Annotated in this window: 22 protein-coding genes; 9 read left to right on the forward strand and 13 right to left on the reverse strand. The window is 72.7% G+C overall.

Going from position 1 to position 20,632, the window contains the following annotated elements; translation table 11 throughout:
- Window positions 1-108: 108 nt before the first annotated feature.
- Together LE181_RS06395 and LE181_RS06400 are read left to right on the forward strand one after the other, a co-directional pair.
- A complete protein-coding gene (locus LE181_RS06395; protein WP_225660170.1) occupies window positions 109-741 on the forward strand; it encodes a TIGR03085 family metal-binding protein in 633 nt (210 codons plus the stop codon).
- 62 nt (window positions 742-803) lie between these two features.
- Window positions 804-1,358 carry a DoxX family protein gene (locus LE181_RS06400; RefSeq protein ID WP_225660171.1) on the forward strand — a complete coding sequence of 185 codons (555 nt, stop codon included), beginning with the start codon at window positions 804-806 and terminating at the stop codon, window positions 1,356-1,358.
- Between the two features lie 116 nt (window positions 1,359-1,474).
- Here LE181_RS06400 and hisF read toward each other — a convergent pair whose 3' ends face one another.
- Genes hisF through hisD form a run of 8 tightly spaced genes read right to left on the reverse strand, consistent with a single transcriptional unit; the run spans window position 1,475 to window position 7,194 of the window.
- Window positions 1,475-2,230 carry an imidazole glycerol phosphate synthase subunit HisF gene (hisF, locus tag LE181_RS06405; protein WP_225660172.1) on the reverse strand — a complete coding sequence of 252 codons (756 nt, stop codon included), beginning with the start codon at window positions 2,228-2,230 and terminating at the stop codon, window positions 1,475-1,477.
- A complete protein-coding gene (locus tag LE181_RS06410; protein WP_225660173.1) occupies window positions 2,227-2,631 on the reverse strand; it encodes a RidA family protein in 405 nt (134 codons plus the stop codon). Before LE181_RS06410 ends, hisF begins: the two co-directional genes overlap by 4 nt.
- The gene (gene priA, locus LE181_RS06415) at window positions 2,628-3,362 is read right to left on the reverse strand and encodes a bifunctional 1-(5-phosphoribosyl)-5-((5-phosphoribosylamino)methylideneamino)imidazole-4-carboxamide isomerase/phosphoribosylanthranilate isomerase PriA (protein WP_225660174.1); all 735 of its coding nucleotides are present in this window, start codon (window positions 3,360-3,362) and stop codon (window positions 2,628-2,630) included. Before priA ends, LE181_RS06410 begins: the two co-directional genes overlap by 4 nt.
- Window positions 3,362-4,015 carry an imidazole glycerol phosphate synthase subunit HisH gene (gene hisH / locus LE181_RS06420; RefSeq protein WP_225660175.1) on the reverse strand — a complete coding sequence of 218 codons (654 nt, stop codon included), beginning with the start codon at window positions 4,013-4,015 and terminating at the stop codon, window positions 3,362-3,364. The genes priA and hisH overlap by 1 nt, the downstream gene beginning before the upstream one ends.
- Window positions 4,012-4,179 carry a CG2302 family histidine operon protein gene (locus LE181_RS06425; protein ID WP_225660176.1) on the reverse strand — a complete coding sequence of 56 codons (168 nt, stop codon included), beginning with the start codon at window positions 4,177-4,179 and terminating at the stop codon, window positions 4,012-4,014. Before LE181_RS06425 ends, hisH begins: the two co-directional genes overlap by 4 nt.
- Window positions 4,176-4,769 carry an imidazoleglycerol-phosphate dehydratase HisB gene (gene hisB, locus LE181_RS06430; protein ID WP_225660177.1) on the reverse strand — a complete coding sequence of 198 codons (594 nt, stop codon included), beginning with the start codon at window positions 4,767-4,769 and terminating at the stop codon, window positions 4,176-4,178. The genes LE181_RS06425 and hisB overlap by 4 nt, the downstream gene beginning before the upstream one ends.
- Window positions 4,766-5,872 carry a histidinol-phosphate transaminase gene (locus tag LE181_RS06435; RefSeq protein WP_225660178.1) on the reverse strand — a complete coding sequence of 369 codons (1,107 nt, stop codon included), beginning with the start codon at window positions 5,870-5,872 and terminating at the stop codon, window positions 4,766-4,768. Before LE181_RS06435 ends, hisB begins: the two co-directional genes overlap by 4 nt.
- Window positions 5,869-7,194, reverse strand: a complete 1,326-nt coding sequence (hisD, locus tag LE181_RS06440; protein WP_225660179.1) for a histidinol dehydrogenase — start codon at window positions 7,192-7,194, stop codon at window positions 5,869-5,871. The genes LE181_RS06435 and hisD overlap by 4 nt, the downstream gene beginning before the upstream one ends.
- Window positions 7,195-7,402: 208 nt before the next feature.
- Here hisD and LE181_RS06445 point away from each other — a divergent pair, with 208 nt between their 5' ends.
- The 4 genes from LE181_RS06445 to LE181_RS32750 all read left to right on the forward strand — a co-directional run bounded on the left by LE181_RS06445 (window position 7,403) and on the right by LE181_RS32750 (window position 10,469).
- Complete coding sequence (locus tag LE181_RS06445; protein ID WP_225660180.1) at window positions 7,403-9,007, forward strand: oxidoreductase; 1,605 nt, start codon at window positions 7,403-7,405, stop codon at window positions 9,005-9,007.
- Window positions 9,008-9,051: 44 nt separating this feature from the next.
- Window positions 9,052-9,789, forward strand: a complete 738-nt coding sequence (locus tag LE181_RS06450) for an LON peptidase substrate-binding domain-containing protein (RefSeq protein WP_225660181.1) — start codon at window positions 9,052-9,054, stop codon at window positions 9,787-9,789.
- 17 nt (window positions 9,790-9,806) lie between these two features.
- Window positions 9,807-10,325: a Cys-tRNA(Pro) deacylase gene (gene ybaK, locus LE181_RS06455; RefSeq protein WP_225660182.1), complete on the forward strand. Its 519-nt coding sequence runs from the start codon at window positions 9,807-9,809 to the stop codon at window positions 10,323-10,325.
- A gap of 69 nt (window positions 10,326-10,394) precedes the next feature.
- A complete protein-coding gene (locus LE181_RS32750; protein WP_466319588.1) occupies window positions 10,395-10,469 on the forward strand; it encodes a 50S ribosomal protein bL37 in 75 nt (24 codons plus the stop codon).
- 31 nt (window positions 10,470-10,500) lie between these two features.
- On the opposite strand, the gene LE181_RS06460 is transcribed toward LE181_RS32750, so the two are convergent.
- From LE181_RS06460 to LE181_RS06475, 4 genes are all read right to left on the reverse strand, one after another.
- A complete protein-coding gene (locus LE181_RS06460) occupies window positions 10,501-11,178 on the reverse strand; it encodes a DUF2567 domain-containing protein (RefSeq protein ID WP_372458264.1) in 678 nt (225 codons plus the stop codon).
- Between the two features lie 59 nt (window positions 11,179-11,237).
- Window positions 11,238-12,074: an ABC transporter permease gene (locus LE181_RS06465; RefSeq protein WP_372458266.1), complete on the reverse strand. Its 837-nt coding sequence runs from the start codon at window positions 12,072-12,074 to the stop codon at window positions 11,238-11,240.
- 58 nt (window positions 12,075-12,132) lie between these two features.
- The gene (locus tag LE181_RS06470; RefSeq protein WP_225660192.1) at window positions 12,133-13,107 is read right to left on the reverse strand and encodes an ABC transporter ATP-binding protein; all 975 of its coding nucleotides are present in this window, start codon (window positions 13,105-13,107) and stop codon (window positions 12,133-12,135) included.
- Window positions 13,108-13,265: 158 nt separating this feature from the next.
- Window positions 13,266-14,564, reverse strand: coding sequence for an NYN domain-containing protein (locus tag LE181_RS06475; RefSeq protein WP_225660183.1), 1,299 nt, complete (start codon window positions 14,562-14,564; stop codon window positions 13,266-13,268).
- 250 nt (window positions 14,565-14,814) lie between these two features.
- On the opposite strand from LE181_RS06475, the gene LE181_RS06480 reads away from it, so the two are divergent.
- Window positions 14,815-14,985, forward strand: coding sequence for a hypothetical protein (locus LE181_RS06480; RefSeq protein ID WP_225660184.1), 171 nt, complete (start codon window positions 14,815-14,817; stop codon window positions 14,983-14,985).
- Window positions 14,986-15,077: 92 nt separating this feature from the next.
- Here LE181_RS06480 and dnaE read toward each other — a convergent pair whose 3' ends face one another.
- Window positions 15,078-18,623 (reverse strand): DNA polymerase III subunit alpha, encoded by a 3,546-nt coding sequence (gene dnaE, locus LE181_RS06485; protein ID WP_225660185.1) that lies wholly within the window; start codon window positions 18,621-18,623, stop codon window positions 15,078-15,080.
- Window positions 18,624-18,804: 181 nt separating this feature from the next.
- Between dnaE and LE181_RS06490 the strand changes: the two genes are divergently transcribed.
- Both LE181_RS06490 and LE181_RS06495 read left to right on the forward strand, forming a co-directional pair.
- A complete protein-coding gene (locus LE181_RS06490; protein WP_372458268.1) occupies window positions 18,805-20,130 on the forward strand; it encodes a DUF2252 domain-containing protein in 1,326 nt (441 codons plus the stop codon).
- Between the two features lie 19 nt (window positions 20,131-20,149).
- Window positions 20,150-20,632, forward strand: a 483-nt coding sequence (locus LE181_RS06495; protein WP_225660187.1) for a hypothetical protein, incomplete at its 3' end; no start/stop codon positions are given.

The raw sequence follows: 20,632 nt of genomic DNA on the forward strand, positions 1-20,632 counted from the left end.
CGTCGCCGCCGGCCGGGGGCCGCGGTCGCGGCTTGCCGCCGGGGACGCCAACACGCCTGGCCCCGGTGGGCGTGGCCCCGCCAGGGGGCGCAGCCGTAGGCTGACGCCATGTCAACTCACGCCCAGCGCGAACGTCTGCTCCTCGCCGACCTGTTGGAGACCGTGGGCCCCAACGCGCCCACGCTGTGCGCCGGCTGGCGCTCCCGCGATCTGGCCGCGCACGTCGTGGTGCGCGAGCGGCGCTCCGACGCGGCCGCCGGCATCGTCTTCAAGCCGCTGGCGGCCCGCCTGGAGCGAGTGCAGGCGGAATTCGCGGCGAAACCGTACGAGGAGCTGATCCAGCTCATCCGCACCGGCCCGCCGCGCCTGTCGCCGTACGCCCTCAAGCAGGTCGACGAGGCGGCCAACACCGTCGAGTTCTTCGTCCACACCGAGGACGTGCGCCGCGCCCAGCCCGAGTGGTCGGCGCGCACCCTGGACCCGGTCTTCGCCGACGCACTGTGGAGCCGCCTGGAGCGTACGGCGCGGCTGCTGGGGCGCAGGGCGCCGGTGGGGCTGGTGCTGCGCCGGCCCGACGGCCGCACGGCGGTCGCCCGCCGGGGCACGCCCGTGGTCACGGTCACCGGGGAGCCCGGGGAGCTGACCCTTTTCGCCTTCGGCCGCCAAGAGGTCGCCGCGGTGGAGCTGGAGGGCGGCGAGGACGCGCTGGCGAAGCTGCAGAAGGGGACACTGGGAATCTAGAGGCTCGGGGGCCCGTCCCGGAGGGATCCAGGAATCCAGGGATCCGGAGAAAGGTGCCCATCATGACTCACCGTAGCGGAACCTATGCCTATGGCGACCGTGGCGGGCCGGCGCCCCCACCGGCAGGGGTGGGGACGGGCGTCTCGCTGGGGCTCCTGCTGCTGCGCCTCATGCTCGGCATCATCATGGTGGGGCACGGCACGCAGAAGCTGTTCGGCTGGTTCGACGGGCCGGGGATCGACGGCGTCGCGAAGGGCTTCGCCGCCCTCGGCTATCCGGCGCCGAAGGCGATGGCCGTCGTCGCCGGGCTCAGCGAGACGCTGGGCGGCCTGGGGCTCGCCCTGGGGCTGCTGACGCCGCTGGCGGCCGCGGCGGTGCTGGGCACGATGGTCAACGCACTGGGTGTGACATGGGACGGCGGGTTCTTCCTGCCGAAGGGCGTCGAATTCACCCTTTTGGTCGCCTTGTCGGCCACCGCTTTGGCCCTGACCGGGCCGGGGCGGTACTCGGTGGACCACCACCTGCCGGTGCTGCGGGAGAACCGGCCGGCGTACGGGGTGGGCGCGATCGTCCTGGCGCTGGTGGCGGGGGCCGTGTTCCTGCTGATCCGGGACTAGGGGCGGATGGGGGCGGGTCCCGAAACCGGGGCTCCGCCCCGGACCCCGGTCCTCAATCGCCGGACGGGCTGGATTTTCCAGCCCGTCCGGCGATTGAGGACGAAAGCCCCGCGGGGCTAACGCACCGGGTGGCCCGCCGCGCCGAGGGCCGCCTTCACGTCCGGGATGCGCAGGTCGCCGAAGTGGAACACCGACGCGGCCAGGACCGCGTCCGCGCCCGCGGCGACGGCCGGGGCGAAGTCCGCGAGCTTGCCGGCGCCGCCGCTGGCGATGACCGGCACCGAGACGTGGCGGCGCACCGCCGTGATCATCTCGGTGTCGTAGCCGTTGCGGGTGCCGTCGGCATCCATGGAGTTCAGCAGGATCTCGCCGGCGCCCAGCTCCGCCGCCCGGTGCGCCCACTCCACGGCGTCCAGGCCGGTGCCGCGGCGGCCGCCGTGCGTGGTGACCTCGAAGGAGCCGGACGGGGTGCGGCGCGCGTCGACCGACAGCACCAGGACCTGGCGGCCGAAGCGCTCGGCGATCTCGCGGATCAGGTCGGGCCGCTCGATCGCGGCGGTGTTGACGCCGACCTTGTCGGCGCCGGCGCGCAGCAGCTTGTCGACGTCGTCGGCGGTGCGCACGCCGCCGCCGACGGTCAGCGGGATGAAGACCTGCTCGGCCGTGCGGCGGACCACGTCGTAGGTGGTCTCGCGGTTGCCGGACGAGGCGGTGATGTCGAGGAAGGTCAGCTCGTCGGCGCCCTCCCGGCCGTAGACGGCGGCCATCTCGACGGGGTCGCCCGCATCGCGCAGGTTCTGGAAATTGACGCCCTTGACGACGCGGCCGTTGTCCACGTCCAGGCAGGGGATGACTCGGACGGCGAGGGTCACGCCGGATCTCCTTGGAAGGCTTCTACTTCTACTTCCACCAGGACGCGCGAGTCGACGAACCCGGAGACCACGACGAGGGTCGCGACCGGCCGGACGGTGTCGAAGAGCTCCTTGTGGGCGCGGCCGACCGCGTCCACGTCCCGCGCGTGGGTGATGTACATCCGGGTGCGGACGACCGACTCGGGCCCGAGGCCGAAGCGCTTCAGCGCGTCCAGGGCGTTGCCGAAGGCGGCCAGCGTCTGCTCGTAGGGATCGCCTTCGCCGTGCAGCACGCCGCCCACCAGCGGCATGGTCCCGGCGACGAGCACCCGGTCCCCCACCGCCACGGCACGCGCGAAGCCGATCGACTCCTCCCAGGAGCTGTCTGTCTGCACGCGCCGCGGGGCGGGGGATTCGCTCATACGGACACTGCCTCCAGGGCCTCTTCCAAGGTGAACGCCTTGGCGTAGAGGGCCTTGCCGACGATGGCGCCTTCGACCCCCTGAGGTACCAGGGTGGCGAGCGCACGCAGATCGTCAAGGGAGGAGACGCCGCCGGAGGCGACGACCGGCCGGTCGGTTGCCGCGCAGACGTTCTTCAGCAGCTCCAGGTTGGGGCCCTGGAGGGTGCCGTCCTTGGCGATGTCGGTGACGACGTAGCGGGCGCAGCCCTCGGCGTCGAGGCGGGCGAGGGTCTCGTAGAGGTCGCCGCCGTCGCGGGTCCAGCCGCGGCCGCGCAGGGTGGTGCCGCGGACGTCCAGGCCAACGGCGATGCGGTCGCCGTGCTCGGCGATGACCTTGGCGACCCACTCGGGGGTCTCCAGGGCGGCGGTGCCGAGGTTGACGCGGGTGCAGCCGGTGGCGAGGGCGGCGGCGAGGGTGGCGTCGTCGCGGATGCCGCCGGACAGCTCGACCTTGATGTCCATGGAGCGGGCGACCTCGGCCACCTGCGCCCGGTTGTCGCCGGTGCCGAAGGCGGCGTCGAGGTCGACCAGATGCAGCCACTCGGCACCCGCGCGCTGCCAGGCGAGGGCCGCGGAGAGGGGGTCGCCGTACGAGGTCTCGGACCCGGACTCGCCGTGGACGAGGCGGACGGCCTGGCCGTCGCGGACGTCGACGGCGGGCAGGAGTTCGAGCTTCGGCTGATCGGTCATCACAGGGTCTCGATCCAGTTGGTCAGCAGCTGGGCGCCGGCGTCGCCGGACTTCTCGGGGTGGAACTGGGTGGCCCACAGGGGCCCGTTCTCCACGGCGGCGACGAACGGCTCGCCGTGCGTGGCCCACGTGACCCTGGGCGCACGGATGTTGGCGTTGGTGACCTCCAGGCGCCACTCGCGCACCGCGTAGGAGTGCACGAAGTAGTACCGGGTGCCGGCGTCGAGGCCCGCGAAGAGCTGCGAGCCCTCGGCCGGGGTGACGGTGTTCCAGCCCATGTGCGGGACGACGGGGGCCTTGAGCGGCTCGACGACGCCGGGCCACTCGTCGAGGCCCTCGGTCTCCACGCCGTGCTCGATGCCGCGCTCGAAGAGGATCTGCATGCCGACGCAGATGCCCATGACCGGGCGGCCGCCGGAGAGCCGGCGTCCGATGATCCAGTCGCCGCGGGCGGCGCGCAGGCCCTCCATGCAGGCGGCGAACGCGCCGACGCCGGGGACGAGGAGCCCGTCGGCGTTCATGGCGGTGTCGAAGTCGCGGGTGATCTCCACGTCCGCGCCGACGTGGGCCAGCGCCCGCTCGGCGGAGCGGACGTTGCCGAAGCCGTAGTCGAAGACGACGACCTTCTTGGCCGCCTTCGCGGGGGTGCTCATGACCACAGCCCTTCGATGCGCAGCGCACCGGCGGTCAGGCACATGGCCGCGCCGATGCCCAGCAGGACGATCAGGCCCTTGGGCATGCCCTGCTTGAAGAACGAGATGATGCCGCCGATCAGGAACAGGCCGACGACGATGAGGACGGTCGACAGGCCGTTCACAGCGCACCCTTCGTGGAAGGCAGGATTCCGGCCGCGCGCGCGTCGCGCTCGCAGGCGTAGCGCAGGGCGCGGGCGAGGGCCTTGAACTGGCACTCCACGATGTGGTGGGCGTTGCGCCCGTACGGGACGTGGACGTGCAGGGCGATCTGCGCCTGGGCGACGAAGGACTCCAGGATGTGCCGGGTCATCGTCGTGTCGTACGTGCCGATCATCGGCGCCATGTTCTCGGGCTCGCTGTGCACGAGGTACGGGCGGCCGGAGAGGTCGACGGTGACCTGGGCGAGGGACTCGTCCAGGGGCACGGTGCAGTTGCCGAAGCGGTAGATGCCCACCTTGTCGCCGAGGGCCTGCCTGAAGGCGGCGCCGAGCGCGAGGGCGGTGTCCTCGATGGTGTGGTGGGTGTCGATGTGCAGGTCGCCGTCGGTCTTGACCGTGAGGTCGAAGAGGCCGTGGCGGCCGAGCTGGTCGAGCATGTGGTCGTAGAAGCCGACCCCGGTCGACACGTCGACCTGCCCGGTGCCGTCGAGGTCTATCTCGACCAGGACGGAGGTCTCCTTCGTGGTGCGCTCGACGCGCCCAACGCGGCTCATGAGTTGTTCTCCTTGCGAATGGCGCGGACCGCGTCCAGGAACGCGTCGTTCTCCTCCGGCGTGCCCGCGGTCACCCGCAGCCACCCCGGTACGCCGTTGTCCCGTACCAGGACACCGTGGTCGAGGATGGCCTGCCATGCGGCGTGGCTGTCGTCGAAGCGGCCGAACTGGACGAAGTTGGCGTCCGAGTCGGTCACCTCGCAGCCCATCGCGCGCAGCTCGGTGACGAGGCGGTCGCGCTCGGCCTTGAGCTGTTCGACGTAGCCGAGCAGGGTGTCGGTGTGCTCCAGCGCGGCCAGGGCCGTGGCCTGGGTGACGGCCGAGAGGTGGTACGGCAGGCGGACCAGCTGCACGGCGTCGACGACGGCGGGGTGCGCGGCGAGGTAGCCCAGGCGCAGCCCGGCGGCGCCGAACGCCTTGGACATGGTCCGCGAGACGACCAGGTTCGGGCGGCCCTCGATGAGCGGCAGCAGCGAGGGGCGGTGGCTGAACTCGCCGTACGCCTCGTCGATCACCACCAGCGAGGGCCTGGCCGCCTGTGCGGCCTCGTACAGCCGCAGGACCGTCTCCTCGTCGACGGCCGTGCCCGTAGGGTTGTTCGGCGAGCAGACGAAGACGACGTCGGGCCGGTGCCCGGCGATGGCGCGCTCGGCGGCCTCGACGTCGATGGTGAAGTCGTCGCGGCGCGGGCCGGAGATCCAGCCGGTGCCGGTGCCGCGCGAGATCAGGGCGTGCATGGAGTACGAGGGCTCGAAGCCGATGGCGGTGCGGCCGGGGCCGCCGAAGGTCTGCAGCAGCTGCTGGATGACCTCGTTGGAGCCGTTGGCCGCCCAGACGTTCGCCAGGGTGACCTCGTGCCCGGCGGTGCGGGTGAGGTACGCGGCGAGCTCGGCGCGCAGCTCGGTCGCGTCCCGGTCGGGGTAGCGGTTGAGGTGCCGGGCGGCCTCGGCGACGCGCTCGGCGATGCGGGCGACGAGGGGCTCGGGCAGGGGGTAGGGGTTCTCGTTGGTGTTCAGGCGTACGGGCACGTCGAGCTGGGGGGCGCCGTACGGGGACTTGCCGCGCAGTTCGTCCCGGATGGGGAGGTCGTCGATGCCGGTCACTTGCTCTGCGGCACCTTCCAGTCGAACCTCGCCTTGACCGCCGCGCCGTGCGCGGGCAGGTCCTCGGCCTCGGCGAGCGTGACGACGTACCCGGCGACCTCGGCGAGCGCCTCGCGGGTGTAGTCCACGACGTGGATGCCGCGCAGGAAGGACTGCACGGACAGGCCGGAGGAGTGGCACGCGCAGCCGCCGGTGGGCAGCACGTGGTTGGAGCCGGCGGCGTAGTCGCCGAGGGAGACCGGGGCGTACGGGCCGACGAAGACCGCGCCGGCGTTGCGCACGCGGGCGGCGACGGCGGCCGCGTCGGCGGTCTGGATCTCCAGGTGCTCCGCGGCGTAGGCGTTGACGACCTCCAGGCCCTGCTCGATGCCGTCGACCAGCACGATGCCGGACTGGCGGCCGCCGAGGGCGGGGAGGATGCGGTCCTCGACGTGCTTGGTGGCGGCCACCTGGGTCTTGAGCTCACGCTCGACCGCGTCGGCGAGCTCCTCGGAGTCGGTGACGAGCACCGAGGCGGCCAGCGGGTCGTGCTCGGCCTGGCTGATCAGGTCGGCGGCGACGTGGGCGGGGTCGGCGGTGCGGTCGGCGAGGACGGCGATCTCGGTCGGGCCGGCCTCGGCGTCGATGCCGATGCGGCCCTTGAGCAGCCGCTTGGCGGCGGCGACCCAGATGTTGCCGGGGCCGGTGACCATGGTGGCCGGGCGGCACTCGTCGGTGCCGTAGGCGAACATGGCGACGGCCTGGGCGCCGCCGGCGGCGTAGACCTCGTCGACGCCCAGCAGCGCGCACGCGGCCAGGATCGTGGGGTGCGGCAGGCCGTCGAAGTCGGCCTGGGGCGGGGAGGCGACGGCCATGGAGGCGACGCCGGCCTCCTGGGCGGGCACCACGTTCATCACGACGGACGAGGGGTAGACCGAGCGGCCGCCCGGCACGTACAGGCCGACGCGCTCGACGGGCACCCAGCGCTCCGTGACCGTGCCGCCGGGCACGACCTGGACGGTGTGGTCGGTACGGCGCTGCTCGCGGTGGACGAGGCGGGCCCGGCGGATGGACTCCTCCAGCGCGGCGCGCACGGCCGGGTCGAGCTCCTCCAGGGCGCGGGTGATCGCCTCGACGGGCACCCGGACACGGTCGATGCGCACGCCGTCGAAGCGCTCCGCGTACTCGATCAGGGCCGCTGTGCCGCGATGATGCACGTCGTCGCAGATGGGCCGCACCTTTTCCAGGGCGGCCGCGACGTCGAGCTCGGCACGGGGCAGCAGGTCGCGGTCGATGCCCCCGGCAGGGAAGGCAGCACCGCGCAGATCGATTCGGGAGATCACGCGGTCAATTGTCTCAGACCCGTCCCGTCGCACGGCTCCCCGTACCACCCACTGATACTCGGCCGAACGAGTTGATCTTTTATCTGACCGAGGACGGACAATCTGCCCCACTGCGGGTGTTCAACCGGTCACCTTGCGGGAAAGGGCCCCGTACGGCCGTACGGGAGGGGCGCCCCGGGCGACGGCCGCGGGCAGGAAGGGGAGACCCGTGACCGATCCGGCCGACGGCGAGCCGCCCGCGGGACTGGAGCTCACCGACGCCGAACGGCAGATGTGGCAGGCGTTCCGCACCGGCAGCACCCTCGACCTGCGCAGCCCCACGGCCGGCCACAACGATCCGGCGGGTCCGCAGACCTGGGGCCCCGAGCGCAGCGTGCGGGCCCGTACCGTCGCCCTCCTGCTGCTGCACGGACCGGCGGCCCGCCCCGGGCGTGTCGCCGCGCTCAAGCTCAACGGCGTGCGGATCACCGGCACCCTCGACCTGTCCGGCGGGACCGTCGTGCCCTACGTCGAGCTGCACAACTGCCGCTTCGACGAGCAGCTGCTCGTGCCCGAGTGCAGCTTCACCACCCTGCGCCTGGTCGGCTGTGCGATCCCCCGCCTGGAGGGGGCGCGCATCCGCACCGAGGGCGACCTGCACCTGCCGCGCTGCGTCGTCCCGCACGGCATACGGCTGACCGACGCGCACATCGGCACGGACCTGCTGCTCAACCAGCTGGTGGTGCGCCGCGACCGGCGCGGGCTGTCGATAGCCGCCGACGGGCTGACGGTGGGGCAGGACCTGCAGGCCGAGATGATGCGCTCGCACGGCGAGCTGAGCATGCGCGGCGCCACCGTCGGCGCCTCCCTGAGCCTGCGCGGCTCCACGCTCAACAACCCCTACGGCCGGCGCGCACTCAACGCCCCGCAGCTGACGGTGGAACGCACCCTCTACCTCACCGCGGCCGGCATCGGCAGCGGCCGCTACGCGGGCGGCGCCACTCCCCCGTACGGCATCGTCCTCACCGCGCCCGAGCACGGCACCCGGCTGCGGCGCTTCGAGTGCCTGGGCGGGGCCCGGCTGGACGACGGGCGGTTCGGGGACGCGGTCGACCTCAGCCAGGCGCGGTTCGTGATGGAGGCCGACCAGGAGCTGTCGCTGCGCCGCGTCCAGACGCCCGAGCTGCGCTTCGTGGGCGAGAGACAGCAGCGCGGCCGGGTGGTGCTGTCGGGGGCGCAGGTGACCAACCTGATCGACCGCTACGACAGCTGGCCGGGCCCGGGCGGACTGGTGATGGCCGGCTTCTCCTACGAGCGCCTCGTGCCGCTCGGCCACTTCCCGCTCGCCCGCCGCCTGGACTGGGTGGCCGCGGCCACCCCCGAGTACGCCCCGGAGCCCTACGAGCGGCTGGCCGGCGCCCTGCGCGCCAGCGGCGAGGACGCCGACGCGCGGGCGGTGCTGCTGGCCAAGCAGCGCCGCCGGCGCGAGACGCTGCCGCCGGCCGGGAAGGCGTGGGGCTACCTGCAGGACTGGACGGTGGCCTACGGCTACCGGCCGGGCCGGGCCGCGGTGTGGATGGCGTTGCTGTGGGCGCTGGGGGCGTTGTACTTCACCTACCGCCCGGTGCCGCCGCTCAAGGACGGCGAGGGCCCGGCGTGGAACGCCGCCCTGTACACCCTCGACCTGCTGCTGCCGGTCATCGACCTGGGCCAGGGCACGGCCTGGCGGCCGGCGGGCGGCCAGCAGTGGGCGGTGGCGGCGCTCACCCTGCTCGGCTGGATCCTCGCCACCACGGTCGCGGCGGGCGCCTCCCGGCTGCTGCGCCGGCAGTGAAACCCCGGGCGGCTCCGGCGGGCGGCCCATTAGGCTTACCGGCCGTGACCATCGCGCGCCTTCCCCTCTTCCCGCTGAACTCGGTGCTGTTCCCGGGACTCGTGCTCCCGCTCGGCGTCTTCGAGCAGCGGTACCGCGCGCTGATGCGCGACCTGTCGAAGCTGCCCGAGGACGAGCCGCGCCGCTTCGGGGTCGTCGCCATCCGCGACGGGCACGAGGTGGCGCCCAGCGCGCCGGGCCTGCCCGACGAGTCCCGCCCGGAGCCCGGGCCGGCCTCCGGCTTCGGGCCCGACCCGATGGCGTCCTTCCACACCGTCGGCTGCATGGCCGAGGCGGCCACCATCCGCGAGCGCCCGGACGGCACCTACGAGGTGCTCGCGACCGGCACGACCCGCTTCCGGCTGCTGTCCGTCGACGCCTCGGGCCCGTACCTGACCGGCGAGGTGGAGACGGTCGAGGAGCGGCAGGGCGAGGGGGCGGGGGCGCTGGCCTCCGGCGTCGTCCGGGCCTTCCGCGCCTACCAGAAGCGGCTGGCCGGGGCGAACGAGGCGTCGCTGGCGCGGCGGGCGGAGCTGCCCGGCGAGCCCCAGGTGCTGTCCTACCTCGTGGCGGCCGCGGCGGTGCTGGACACCCCGGTCAAGCAGCGGCTGCTGCAGGCGCCCGACACCGCGACCCGGCTGGCGGAGGAGCTGAAACTGCTGCGCGCCGAGACGGCGGTGATCAGTAAGCTCCCCTCGCTGCCGGCCGTCGAGCTCACCCGGCGGCCGACCAGCCCCAACTGAGCCGGAGGGACGCGGCCTTGGCCAAGCAGGCGAAGAAGCAGCAGAAGAAGCAGACGACGGGGGCGACGCCCGCGATCGTCGCCCTGGAGAAGGCCGGCACCGCCTTCTCGGTGCACGCCTACGAGCACGACCCGGCTGCCGCCTCCTACGGCGAGGAGGCCGCCGAGGCGCTGGGCGTCGACGCGGGCAGGGTCTTCAAGACGCTGGTGGCCGACGTGGACGGCACGCTGACCGTGGCCGTCGTGCCGGTCGCGGGCTCCCTCGACCTCAAGGCCCTCGCGGCGGCCGTCGGCGGCAAGCGGGCGGCGATGGCCGACCCGGCGGCCGCCGAGCGCACGACGGGGTACGTCCGCGGCGGGATCTCCCCGCTGGGGCAGCGCAAGCGGCTGCCGACCGCCCTCGACGCCTCCGCGCGCTCCCACGCGACGATCTGCGTCTCGGCCGGACGGCGCGGGCTGGAGGTCGAGCTCTCCCCCGGCGACCTGGCACTCCTCACGGACGCGGTGGTGGCGCCCATCGCGCGCGGTCTGGACTGACGCCCCTGCGTTCGCTACGACGAAGGGGCGGGACGCCGTGCGTGCGTCCCGCCCAGGGAGGGGACGCCCATGTCGAAGCGCACCCGCAAGCGCCGCTGGCGGCTGAAGAAGGGACGCGCCAACCACGGCCGCAGGCCCGCGTAGGGCACCGGCTCCTCCCCGGCCCGCCCGGCCGCTAAGCGGCGGGGTGGGGCGGGGGGAAGGCGTCGTGGGGCTCGGGGTCGCGCGGGCCGAACAACGCCGTCAGCCCCAGGTGCACGGCCATCGCGGCCAGCGGCCAGGCCAGCAGCATGCCCTTGGCCGCGAGCTTGAGCGGCGCGTCGAAGACCACGCCCTTGCCGACCGCCTTGGCGTGGGCGACGACGTCGGCGGTCGGCCCGAGCCACACACCCAGCCGCCAGCCGAGCAGCGAGGCCAGCAGCGAGCCGGCGGCCAGGGCGACGACGAGCGGAATGCCGCCGGCCCGCCGCAGGAGGAAGACCACGGCCGCACTGACCGCGCCGAACGCCAGGCCCAGCAGCGCGAACCAGCCGTCCGCGCCGATGGCCTGCTCGCCCTCGGTGTTCTTGAGGTAGACGGCCTTGCCGTCGGAGATCAGCGGCACCCGCGGCGCCAGCCACGCCCACAGCAGACCCAGCAGCACGCCGCACACCACGACGGCGGCGAACACGACCGCGGCGTCCCGGATCTCGGTGCGCAGCTCCTCGGCGCGGGCGGCGGCCGCCTGCGCGTCCCGCTCCACGGAGGGTTCCTGCCCGTCCGCCGGCTGCGGCTCCGGCGGCCCGGCGGGCGAGGAACCGGAGGAAGCGGCGGAGGCGGAGGGGTCGTCCTGCGGTGTCAGCGGTGCGGTCACCCTGCCATCGTGCCAGGTGGACGCGGACGCCCGATCCCCAGGAGGGTCGCTGCGGCGCGTCACCGCACGGCCGCCCGGCGGTAGGCCCAGGTGGCCACGGCCAGCGACACCACGCCGACGGCCGCGCACACGCCCAGGTCGGCCGCCACCAGCAGCCAGTCGGGGTGCGCGTCGAAGCTCCGGGCCAGCGCCTCCACGCCGTAGGTGGACGGCAGCAGGTCGCGCGCCCACACGATGGGCTCGGGCATGCGGGCGGCCGGCAGCACGCCCAGCAGCAGCGCCGCCGACATGCCCAGCTGGCCGCAGAGGGTCGCCAGCTCCTGGCGGGGCGCCAGCAGGCCGAGGGCCGCCCCGAGCCCGGCGAGCGCCGCACCTGAGAGCGGGACCACCGCGGCCAGCACCCACAGGTGCACCAACGGCAGCTTGAAGAGCAGGCTGCCCGCGACGGCGGTCACGACCGTGCCGGGCGCGGTGAAGGAGGCGTACGCGCCCGCCGCCCCGAGCACGACGGCCGCGGGGGGCACCGGCAGCGTGGCGTAGTGGTCGAGGCCGCCGCTGGCCCGCAGCTGGCCGAAGTACTGGGCGAGGAGGTTGAGCGCGACGAACGCCACGACCAGCACGCTGGAGCCGGCCACGACGGCCCGGGCCTCGTCCCCGCCGTCGACGACCCCGCGCATGAGGATCATGATGCCGACGGACTGGAAGGTCGCCACGAACAGCAGCGGGATCCGCGCCACGCGGGCACGCGAGAGCTGCGCCCGGTAGACCGCGGACAGGGCGGGCAGCAGCCGCGCCCGGGGGGCGAGCGCGGCGGCACCCTCACCGTCGCCGGCCTGCCGGTCCCCGCGCGGGGGACGGACCTTTCCGGGCGACGCCTCGGCGGACACAGCACTCACGCGGCACAGCTCCTGTTCGGTACGGCCTTCGCGCGGCCCTGCGGTACGTCGGTGCGCCTCACGCCTTGACCAGCCCCTGGGCACGGCCGCCGCCCAGCGCCAGGTAGACGTCCTCCAGGCTCGGCGTGGCGAGCGTGAAGTCGTCGAGCGCGGCGAAGGCGGGGCCGCCGGTCACGGCGGCGACGGCGGCGCGCGCCTCGGCGGGCGCGAGCCGCAGCGACCACCGGCGGCCCGTCTCGTGCGCGGCGTCGCGCAGCGCGGCGACCTCGGGGACGTCGAGCGGCGGCTCGTCGCGCCAGACGAGGTCGACGCGCACCTCGTCGCCGACGAGCTCCTTGAGGCCGGCGGGCGTGTCGCAGGCGATGATCCGGCCGCGTTCGAGGACCGCGACCCGGTCCAGCACGGTCTCGGCCTCGATGACGTTGTGGGTGACCAGCAGCACCGTGGTGCCGTGCTCGGCGCGCCGCCGGTCCACGGCCGCCCACACGGCCCGGCGGGCCACGGGGTCCATGCCGGTGGTCGGCTCGTCCAGGACGAGCAGGGGCCGCTCGCCGACCAGGGCGGCGGCGAAGCAGGCCAGGCGGCGCTGGCCGCCGGAGAGCTTCTTCAGCGGGCGGCCGGCGATCGCGGTGAGCCCGAGCTCGTCGAGGACGGCGTCGCGCTCGGCACGGGCGGCGCGCAGGTCCAGGCCGCGCAGCCGGCCGGTGGTCTCGGCGGCGAGGGCCACGGTCAGCTCGTCCAGCGCGCTCGACTCCTGGCCGAGGTAGCCGATGAGGCGGGCGGCCCGCTCGGGGTGGCGCACGATGTCGTGGCCGAGGAGGGCGACGCTGCCCTCGTCGGGGCGCAGCAGGCCGGTGAGCTGGCGCACGAGCGTCGTCTTGCCGGCGCCGTTGGGGCCCAGCAGGCCGAAGATCTCGCCGCGTCGCACGTCGAGGTCGATGCCGTCGCTGGCCCGCACGGCGTCCGCGCCGGGCGCGCCGCGCCGGGCGCGCGCGGGCGGGTAGGTCTTGACGAGCCCGCGCACGGCACACACCGTGGCGCCCGCGGCACGCTCCGCCTGTTTCCCGACCGTTCTCACGAGCTATGAGGGTACGCGCCCGGGGGCCTGCGGCTTGCTGCGGGGGCAGGTTTGCGGCGGTTCGGCGCCTCCGCTCGCCCCCGGGGCGCCCGGCGGTGTGCGGTCGTGTCCGGTCAGTCTCCCGCCGGGGCGTGTTCCGCCGCGGTGCGGGCGTCGATCTCACGCCAGAAGCCGGCCCGGATCGCGTAGCGGTCGTGTTCGTCGATCTGGTCGTCCTTGTGGGCGAGGAGGCCGAAGCGGGCGGCGTAGCGCAGCAGCTCGCCGTCGATGCGGTGCGGGATGCGGGGGTATTCGGTGGACAGGTGCTGGAGGTGGATGGAGTCGGTGATGCGTTCGGTCCAGCGGCGGGCGAAGACCTGGCCGACCTCGAAGGGGTCGCCGCCGACGGTGGTGATGTCCTCCTCGCGGTCCGCCCAGCGCTGCTCGGCGCTGGTGAGCTGGGCGAGCATGGGCAGGGAGGCGGTTTCGGGAGGCTCCCCCAGGCCGTTGCCGGCGCCGCGGTCGACCCAGCCCTTGTCCGAGGACCAGCGCAGGGTCGCGCTGGGGGTCGTGACGGGCCCGGCCGACGCGGCCTGTGCGGCGGCGGGCCGGTCGCTCTGGCCGACGGGCCCGCGGCCGAGGCCGGCGAGGTCCTTGGGGGTGGGCACGCCCCGGGCGGGGGTGTCGCCGGCCCGTTCGGCGCCCGGGCAGGGGGCGGCGGACGCGGGGCGGGTGCCGTTGCGTTCGGCGGGCGGGCGGGCGTCGGCCGTCCGGCCCGCGGCGGCCGCGGCGGCCGCTGCGGCGGCGGTCTCCGGCAGCGGGGCGGAGAGGATGGCGGCGATCTCTGGGCCCGGGGAGGGCTGCGGGGCGCAGATGCCGTTCAGCTCCTTGGCCCGGACGGCCCGGGTGATCCAGGTGCGGTCCAGGACGCGCCGCTCGTCCGCCTCGGCGACGAGGTCCTCGGACTGGTTGTAGTCGCCGTCGCCGGCCTGCACGGCCCACAGGTGGACGGCGACGCCGTGTTCCTTCGCGGCCATCAGGCCGGGGAGCAGGTCGCCGTCGCCGGTGACGAGCACGATGTCGGAGCAGGCGCGGTTGCGGGCGAGCTCGGTGAGCTCGGCGTGCATGGCGGCGTCGACGCCCTTCTGGGCCCAGCGTCCGTCGCTGCGGGTCAGGGCGCCCAGCCGGACGGTGACGCGGGGCATCACGCGCAGCCGGCGGTGCTCGGGCTGGGGCACCCGGTCGGGGGCGCCGTCGAACCAGTAGATCCTCAGCAGCGGGTGCTGGGTGTCGGCCTCGGCGCGCTCGCGCAGACCCTGGACGAGCGTTGTGTGGTCGACCGTGATGCGTGACCGGGCGGGTTCCCCGGCCAGCAGGCTCGCGGCGGCGCCCAGCAGATACCCGGCGTCCACCAGGACGACGCAGCGGTCCACGTTCCACCCTCTTTCCGTGAGTTCAGAAGTGCGGCCCCCCGGCACAGGCGTGCCCCGGTCTCCTTGGCTTTCCCAGGAGTCTGCCCGACCGTGCGGGGGTTATCAGTCCGAACTGGATCTTCGGCGTGGCGGATACGGGCCACGGCCGATAAGTACCCCTGTCACTCACGGTAATTACCCGAAATGCACGTTTCGGCGGTGCGTGCGAGGGTGAGCCGAGGGGGTCGTTCCAATGCGGAGGCACATCAGCATGGCGAAGAACAAGAACCGGCAGCAGCCGTCGAAGCAGAGCGCGGCCGAGCGCGGCCAGCAGCAGGCCAAGAGCTCGTCGATGGAGTCCCAGTCGGAGCAGCGGTCCTCCCAGGTCACCCCTGCCGATCTCGCCCGCAAGGGCAAGCAGAAGCGCTTCGGCCACAACTGACCGGCGCTTGGGTGCATTTGAGGGGCGCGTCCGCTTCAGGCGGGGCGCGCCCCTCGTGGTGTTCAGGGTCCGGCGGGCCGGGGGCCCGCGTCTCAGCCCGCCAGGCAGGACGGGCCGAGCAGCTGCTTCAGGTCGCCGAAGAGCGCCGGGTCGGGCGTCACGCGGTGCCGGTCCAGGCGCAGCACGGTGGTCTTGCGGGCCCCCTGGAGCCTGATGCGCACCTCGGTGGAGCCCTTGTGGTGGGTGAGGACCTGGCCGAGCCGCTCCACCAGCGGCGGGGTGACCTTCACCGTGGGGATGGTGATGATCACGGGCGCGTTGGTGCCGGCGTTGGAGAGGTCGGGGACCATCAGCTCCATGGCGACCAGACGGGGGATGTCCTCGCGCTTGTCGAGCCGGCCCTTGACGAAGACGACGGCGTCCTCGACGAGCTGGGTGGAGACCAGCTGGTAGGTGGCGGGGAAGAACATGCAGTCGATGGAGCCGGCGAGGTCCTCGACGGTGGCGATGGCCCAGGCGTTGCCCTGCTTGGTCATCTTGCGCTGCATGCCGGAGATGATGCCGCCGATGGTCACGATGGCGCCGTCGGCGTGCTCACCGCCGGTGAGCTGGGAGATCGAGGCGTCGGCCTTGTCGTTGAGGACGTGCTCGATGCCGAAGAGGGGGTGGTCGGAGACGTAGAGGCCGAGCATCTCGCGCTCCTGCGCGAGGAGGTACGCCTTCTCCCACTCGACGTCGGAGAACTCCACGTCGAGGCCGAAGCCGGGGCCTTCGTCGGCGCCGTCGCCGCCGCCCATGCCGCCGAAGAGGTCGAACTGTCCCTCGGCCTCCTTGCGCTTGACCTGCACCACGTTGTCGATCATCGGTTCGTAGTGCGCGGTGAGGCCCTTGCGGGTGTGGCCCATCTCGTCGAAGGCGCCGGCCTTGATCAGCGATTCGACGGTGCGCTTGTTGCAGACGACGGCCTCGACCTTGTCGAGGAAGTCGGGGAAGGAGACGTACTTCCCCTTGGACTTGCGGCAGCGGATGATCGAGTCGACGACGTTGGCGCCGACGTTGCGGACGGCGGTGAGGCCGAAGAGGATCACGTCGTCGCCCTGGGCCGCAAAGTTGGCCTCGGACTCGTTGACGTTGGGCGGGAGCACCTTGATGCCCATGCGCCGGCACTCGTTGAGGTACGTCGCCGACTTGTCCTTGTCGTCCTTGACCGAGGTCAGCAGGGCGGCCATGTACTCGGCGGGGTGGTTGGCCTTGAGGTAGGCGGTCCAGTACGAGACGAGGCCGTACGCGGCGGAGTGGGCCTTGTTGAAGGCGTAGCCGGCGAAGGGGACCAGCACGTCCCACAGGGCCTGGATGGCCTCGTCGCTGTAGTTGTTCTTCCGGGCGCCGGCCTGGAAGATCGTGAAGTTCTTCGCCAGCTCCTCGGGCTTCTTCTTGCCCATGACGCGGCGGAGGATGTCGGCCTCGCCGAGCGAGTACCCGGCGATGATCTGGGCGGCCTTCTGCACCTGCTCCTGGTAGACGATCAGGCCGTAGGTGACGGCCAGGACCTCTTCCAGGGGCTTCTCCAGCTCCGGGTGGATCGGGGTGATCTCCTGCTGGCCGTTCTTGCGCAGGGCGTAGTTCGTGTGCGAGTTCATGCCCATCGGGCCCGGCCGGTACAGGGCGGACACGGCGGAGATGTCTTCGAAGTTGTCGGGCTTCATCAGCCGCAGCAGGGACCGCATGGGCCCGCCGTCGAACTGGAAGACGCCGAGGGTGTCACCGCGCTGGAGCAGCTCGAAGGTCGTGGGGTCGTCGAGCGGCAGGCTCAGGAGATCGATGTCGATCCCCTTGTTGGCCTTCACCATCTTGACGGCGTCGTCCATGATCGTGAGGTTGCGCAGGCCGAGGAAGTCCATCTTCAGCAGGCCGAGCGACTCACAGCTCGGATAGTCCCACTGTGTGATGGTCACACCGTCGGAGTGGCGCACCCAGACCGGGACGTGGTCGGTGATCGTCTCGCTGGACATGATCACGCCGGCCGCGTGCACACCCATCTGCCGGACCAGGCCCTCGACGCCCATGGCGGTGTCGATGACCTTCTTGACGTCCGGCTCGTTCTCGTACATCGAGCGGACCTCGCCCGCCTCGCTGTAGCGGGGGTGGTTCGGGTCGGTGATGCCGGAGAGCGGGATGCCCTTGCCGAGGACGTCGGCGGGCATGGCCTTGGTGATGCGGTCGCCCATGGCGTAGGGGTAGCCCAGGACGCGGGCGGAGTCCTTGATGGCGTTCTTGGCCTTGATGGTGCCGTACGTGCCGATCATGGCGACCTTGTCGGCGCCGTACTTCTCGGTGACGTACCGGATCACCTCGGCGCGCCGGCGCTCGTCGAAGTCGATGTCGACATCGGGCATCGAGATGCGCTCGGGGTTCAGGAAGCGCTCGAAGATCAGGCCGTGCGGGATCGGGTCGAGGTCGGTGATGCCGAGGGCGTACGCGACGATCGAGCCGGCGGCGGAGCCTCGGCCGGGGCCCACCGCGATGCCCTGCTTCTTGGCCCACATGATGAAGTCGGCGACCACGAGGAAGTAGCCCGGGAAGCCCATCGAGATGATCGTGTCCATCTCGTACTCGACCTGCTTCATGCGGTCCTCGGGGATGCCGCCCGGGAAGCGGCGGTGCATGCCCCGCATGGTCTCCTCGCGGAACCAGGTGACCTCGGTGTAGCCCTCGGGGATGTCGAACTTGGGCATCAGGTTCCGGAACTGGAACATGCCCTCGGTGTCGATCTGGTCGGCGACCAGCTGGGTGTTGGCGCAGCCCTCCTGCCAGGCGTCGGAGGAGTCGATGGCGTACATCTCGTCCGTCGACTTCAGGTAGTAGCCGGAGCCGTCGAAGCGGAAGCGGTCGGGGTCCGAGAGGTTCTTGCCGGTCTGGATGCACAGCAGCGCGTCGTGGGCGGTGGCCTCGTGCGCGTAGGTGTAGTGCGAGTCGTTGGTGACCAGGGGCGGGATGCCGAGCTTCTTGCCGATCTCCAGCAGTCCGTCGCGGACCCGGCGCTCGATCTCGATGCCGTGGTCCATCAGCTCCAGGAAGTAGCGGTCCTTGCCGAAGATGTCCTGGTACTCGGAGGCCGACTTCAGGGCCTCGTCGAACTGGCCGAGGCGCAGCCGGGTCTGCAGCTCGCCGGAGGGGCAGCCGGTGGAGGCGATGAGCCCCTCGGACCACTGGCTGATGGTCTCCTTGTCCATGCGCGGCCACTTGGTCAGCCAGCCCTCGGCGTAGGCGTCGGAGGACAGCCGGAAGAGGTTGTGCAGGCCGGTGGCGTTCGCCGCCCAGATCGTCTTGTGGGTGTAACCGCCGGAGCCGGAGACGTCGTCCCGCTTCTGGTGCGGCTGGCCCCAGGTGATCCTGCGCTTGTTGCGCCGGGACTCGGGGGCGACGTACGCCTCGATGCCGATGATCGGGGTGATCCCGGCCTTCTGGGCGGAGTGGAAGAAGTCGTACGCACCGTGGAGGTTGCCGTGGTCGGACATGGCAATGTGTGTCATGCCCATCTCATTGCAGGCGTTGAACATGTCCTTGAGCCGCGCGGCACCGTCCAGCAGCGAGTACTGGGTGTGGACGTGCAGGTGCGTGAACGGCGTCTTGGCCACGGTGGAAGACCTCCGGCGGGCGGCAGCGGGTCGGAAAGGGACAGCTTCGAAGGTTACCGGCCCCCACCGACAGTCGAGGGCACGCGCCGGTAGCCTCGGACGCTGCGGGCGGCAGCACATGTGTCCGCCCGATGCCCCTCCCCGGCCACCGCCGGGGCGCCACCACCAGGAGGACCCAGCGATGGCGACCGAGTACGCCCCGGCCACGCAGCGCGGCGAGGAGATCCTCGCCGTTTTCGACACCGCCTTCGGTGAGCTGCTCGCGGCCGACCCGGCCGCCTTCCGCGTGAAGTTCCGGAAGATGGCCGCCTCGGCCTTCGCCTTCTACCGGGGCACCGCCTGCCTGTTCTACTCCGACCTGGAGCACGAGCGCGACGCCGGCCCGTACCTGGACGACCGCACGAGCCGGGTGTGGATCCACGGCGACCTGCACGCCGAGAACTTCGGCACGTACATGGACGCCAACGGCCGCCTGGTCTTCAACGTCAACGACTTCGACGAGGCGTACGTCGGCCCCTTCACCTGGGACCTCAAGCGCTTCGCCGCCTCCCTGGCACTGATCGGCTACACCAAGGCCCTCAGCGACGAGAAGATCTCCGAGCTGGTGCGGATCTACGCCGCCGCCTACCGCGAGCGCATCCACGCCCTGGCCACCGGTGCCAAGGATGACGAGCTGCCGCCCTTCACCCTGGACACCGCCGACGGCCCGCTGCTGGACGCGCTGCGCGAGGCCCGCTCGATGACCCGCTTCGGGCTGCTGGCCACGATGACCGAGATCAGGGACTTCGAGCGGCGCTTCCTCGACGACGACGGCTCCATCGAGCTGGACGCGGCCACCCGCTACAAGATCCTCGCCGCCTTCGACGGCTACCTGGAGACCCTCCCCGACACCAGCCTGGCCCGCCCCGACTCCTACCGCGTCAAGGACGTCGTCGGCCGCCGCGGCATCGGCATCGGCAGCGCCGGCCTGCCCTCGTACAACATCCTCCTGGAGGGCAACAGCGACGCCCTGGAGAACGACGTCGTCATCTACATGAAGCAGGCGCAGACCCCCGCGGTCTCCCGGCACATCACCGACCCCGCGGTGCGCGGCTACTTCCAGCACGAGGGCCACCGCACGGTGATCTCCCAGCGCGCCCTGCAGGCCCACGCCGACCCGTGGCTCGGCTGGACGGAGCTGGACGGGGCCGGGCAGCTGGTGGCCGAGGTCTCCCCGTACGCCGTCGACCTCGACTGGTCGGACATCGACGACCCGGACGAGATCGCCGCCGTCGTCGCCGACCTGGGCCGGGCCACCGCCACCATGCACGCCGCCGCCGACGACCAGAGCGGCCACTCGCTGGTCCCGTTCTCCACCGAGCGGGCCATCGACGCCGTGATCGCCGCCGACGAGGAGGGCTTCGCCGGCCTGCTCGTCGACTTCGCCCACACCTACGGCGCCCGGGCCCGCGCGGACCACCAGATCTTCGTGGACCTCTTCCGCAACGGCAGGATCCCGGGACTTTAGTCACGGCTTACCGGGCGGCATGACAGACTCGGTCCTCATGGACATATCGGCGGCACGGCTGCGGGCACTGCGCGCGGCGCTGTTCTCAGCGCTGTGCGTCCTGCTGTCCGCGGCCTCCCACGTGCTGCTGTCCGGCAGGTCCCTGCCCGCCCCGGCCGTCGCCGCGGCCGGAGCCGGCGTCTTCGCGCTCGCCTACGCCCTCGCCGGCGCCGAGCGCGGCTTCTGGCGCATCGCCGGCCTCCTCGTCCCCCTGGAGCTGGCCTCCGGGGCACTGTTCACCACCGGCCAGGACACCTGTTACGGCTCCGGCGGCCACCCGGCCGCCGCCCCGGGCGCCCTGACCTGGCTGTGCAGCGGCAGCATGGGCGGGCCGCTGGCCGACGTCGCCGCCCCCGGCACCGCCCCCTGGCTGCTGCTCGGCGGGCACATCACCGTCGGGCTGCTCGCCGCCGCCTGGCTGCGCCGCGGCGAGGCGGCGCTCGGCCGCCTGCTGCGCGCCGCC

It is taken from the genome of Streptomyces sichuanensis (assembly GCF_020328095.1).
GTDB lineage: Bacteria > Actinomycetota > Actinomycetes > Streptomycetales > Streptomycetaceae > Streptomyces > Streptomyces cinnamoneus.

Bases quoted from the DNA above. Each gene is read 5' to 3' on its own strand.
- LE181_RS06410 (WP_225660173.1), bottom strand. From the start codon at position 2,631: ATGAGCGAATCCCCCGCCCCGCGGCGCGTGCAGACAGACAGCTCCTGG.
- LE181_RS06480 (WP_225660184.1), top strand. From the start codon at position 14,815: ATGGCGAAGAACAAGAACCGGCAGCAGCCGTCGAAGCAGAGCGCGGCC.
- hisH (WP_225660175.1), bottom strand. From the start codon at position 4,015: ATGAGCACCCCCGCGAAGGCGGCCAAGAAGGTCGTCGTCTTCGACTAC.
- priA (WP_225660174.1), bottom strand. From the start codon at position 3,362: ATGACCGATCAGCCGAAGCTCGAACTCCTGCCCGCCGTCGACGTCCGC.
- LE181_RS06400 (WP_225660171.1), top strand. From the start codon at position 804: ATGACTCACCGTAGCGGAACCTATGCCTATGGCGACCGTGGCGGGCCG.
- LE181_RS06490 (WP_372458268.1), top strand. From the start codon at position 18,805: ATGGCGACCGAGTACGCCCCGGCCACGCAGCGCGGCGAGGAGATCCTC.
- LE181_RS06395 (WP_225660170.1), top strand. From the start codon at position 109: ATGTCAACTCACGCCCAGCGCGAACGTCTGCTCCTCGCCGACCTGTTG.
- hisB (WP_225660177.1), bottom strand. From the start codon at position 4,769: ATGAGCCGCGTTGGGCGCGTCGAGCGCACCACGAAGGAGACCTCCGTC.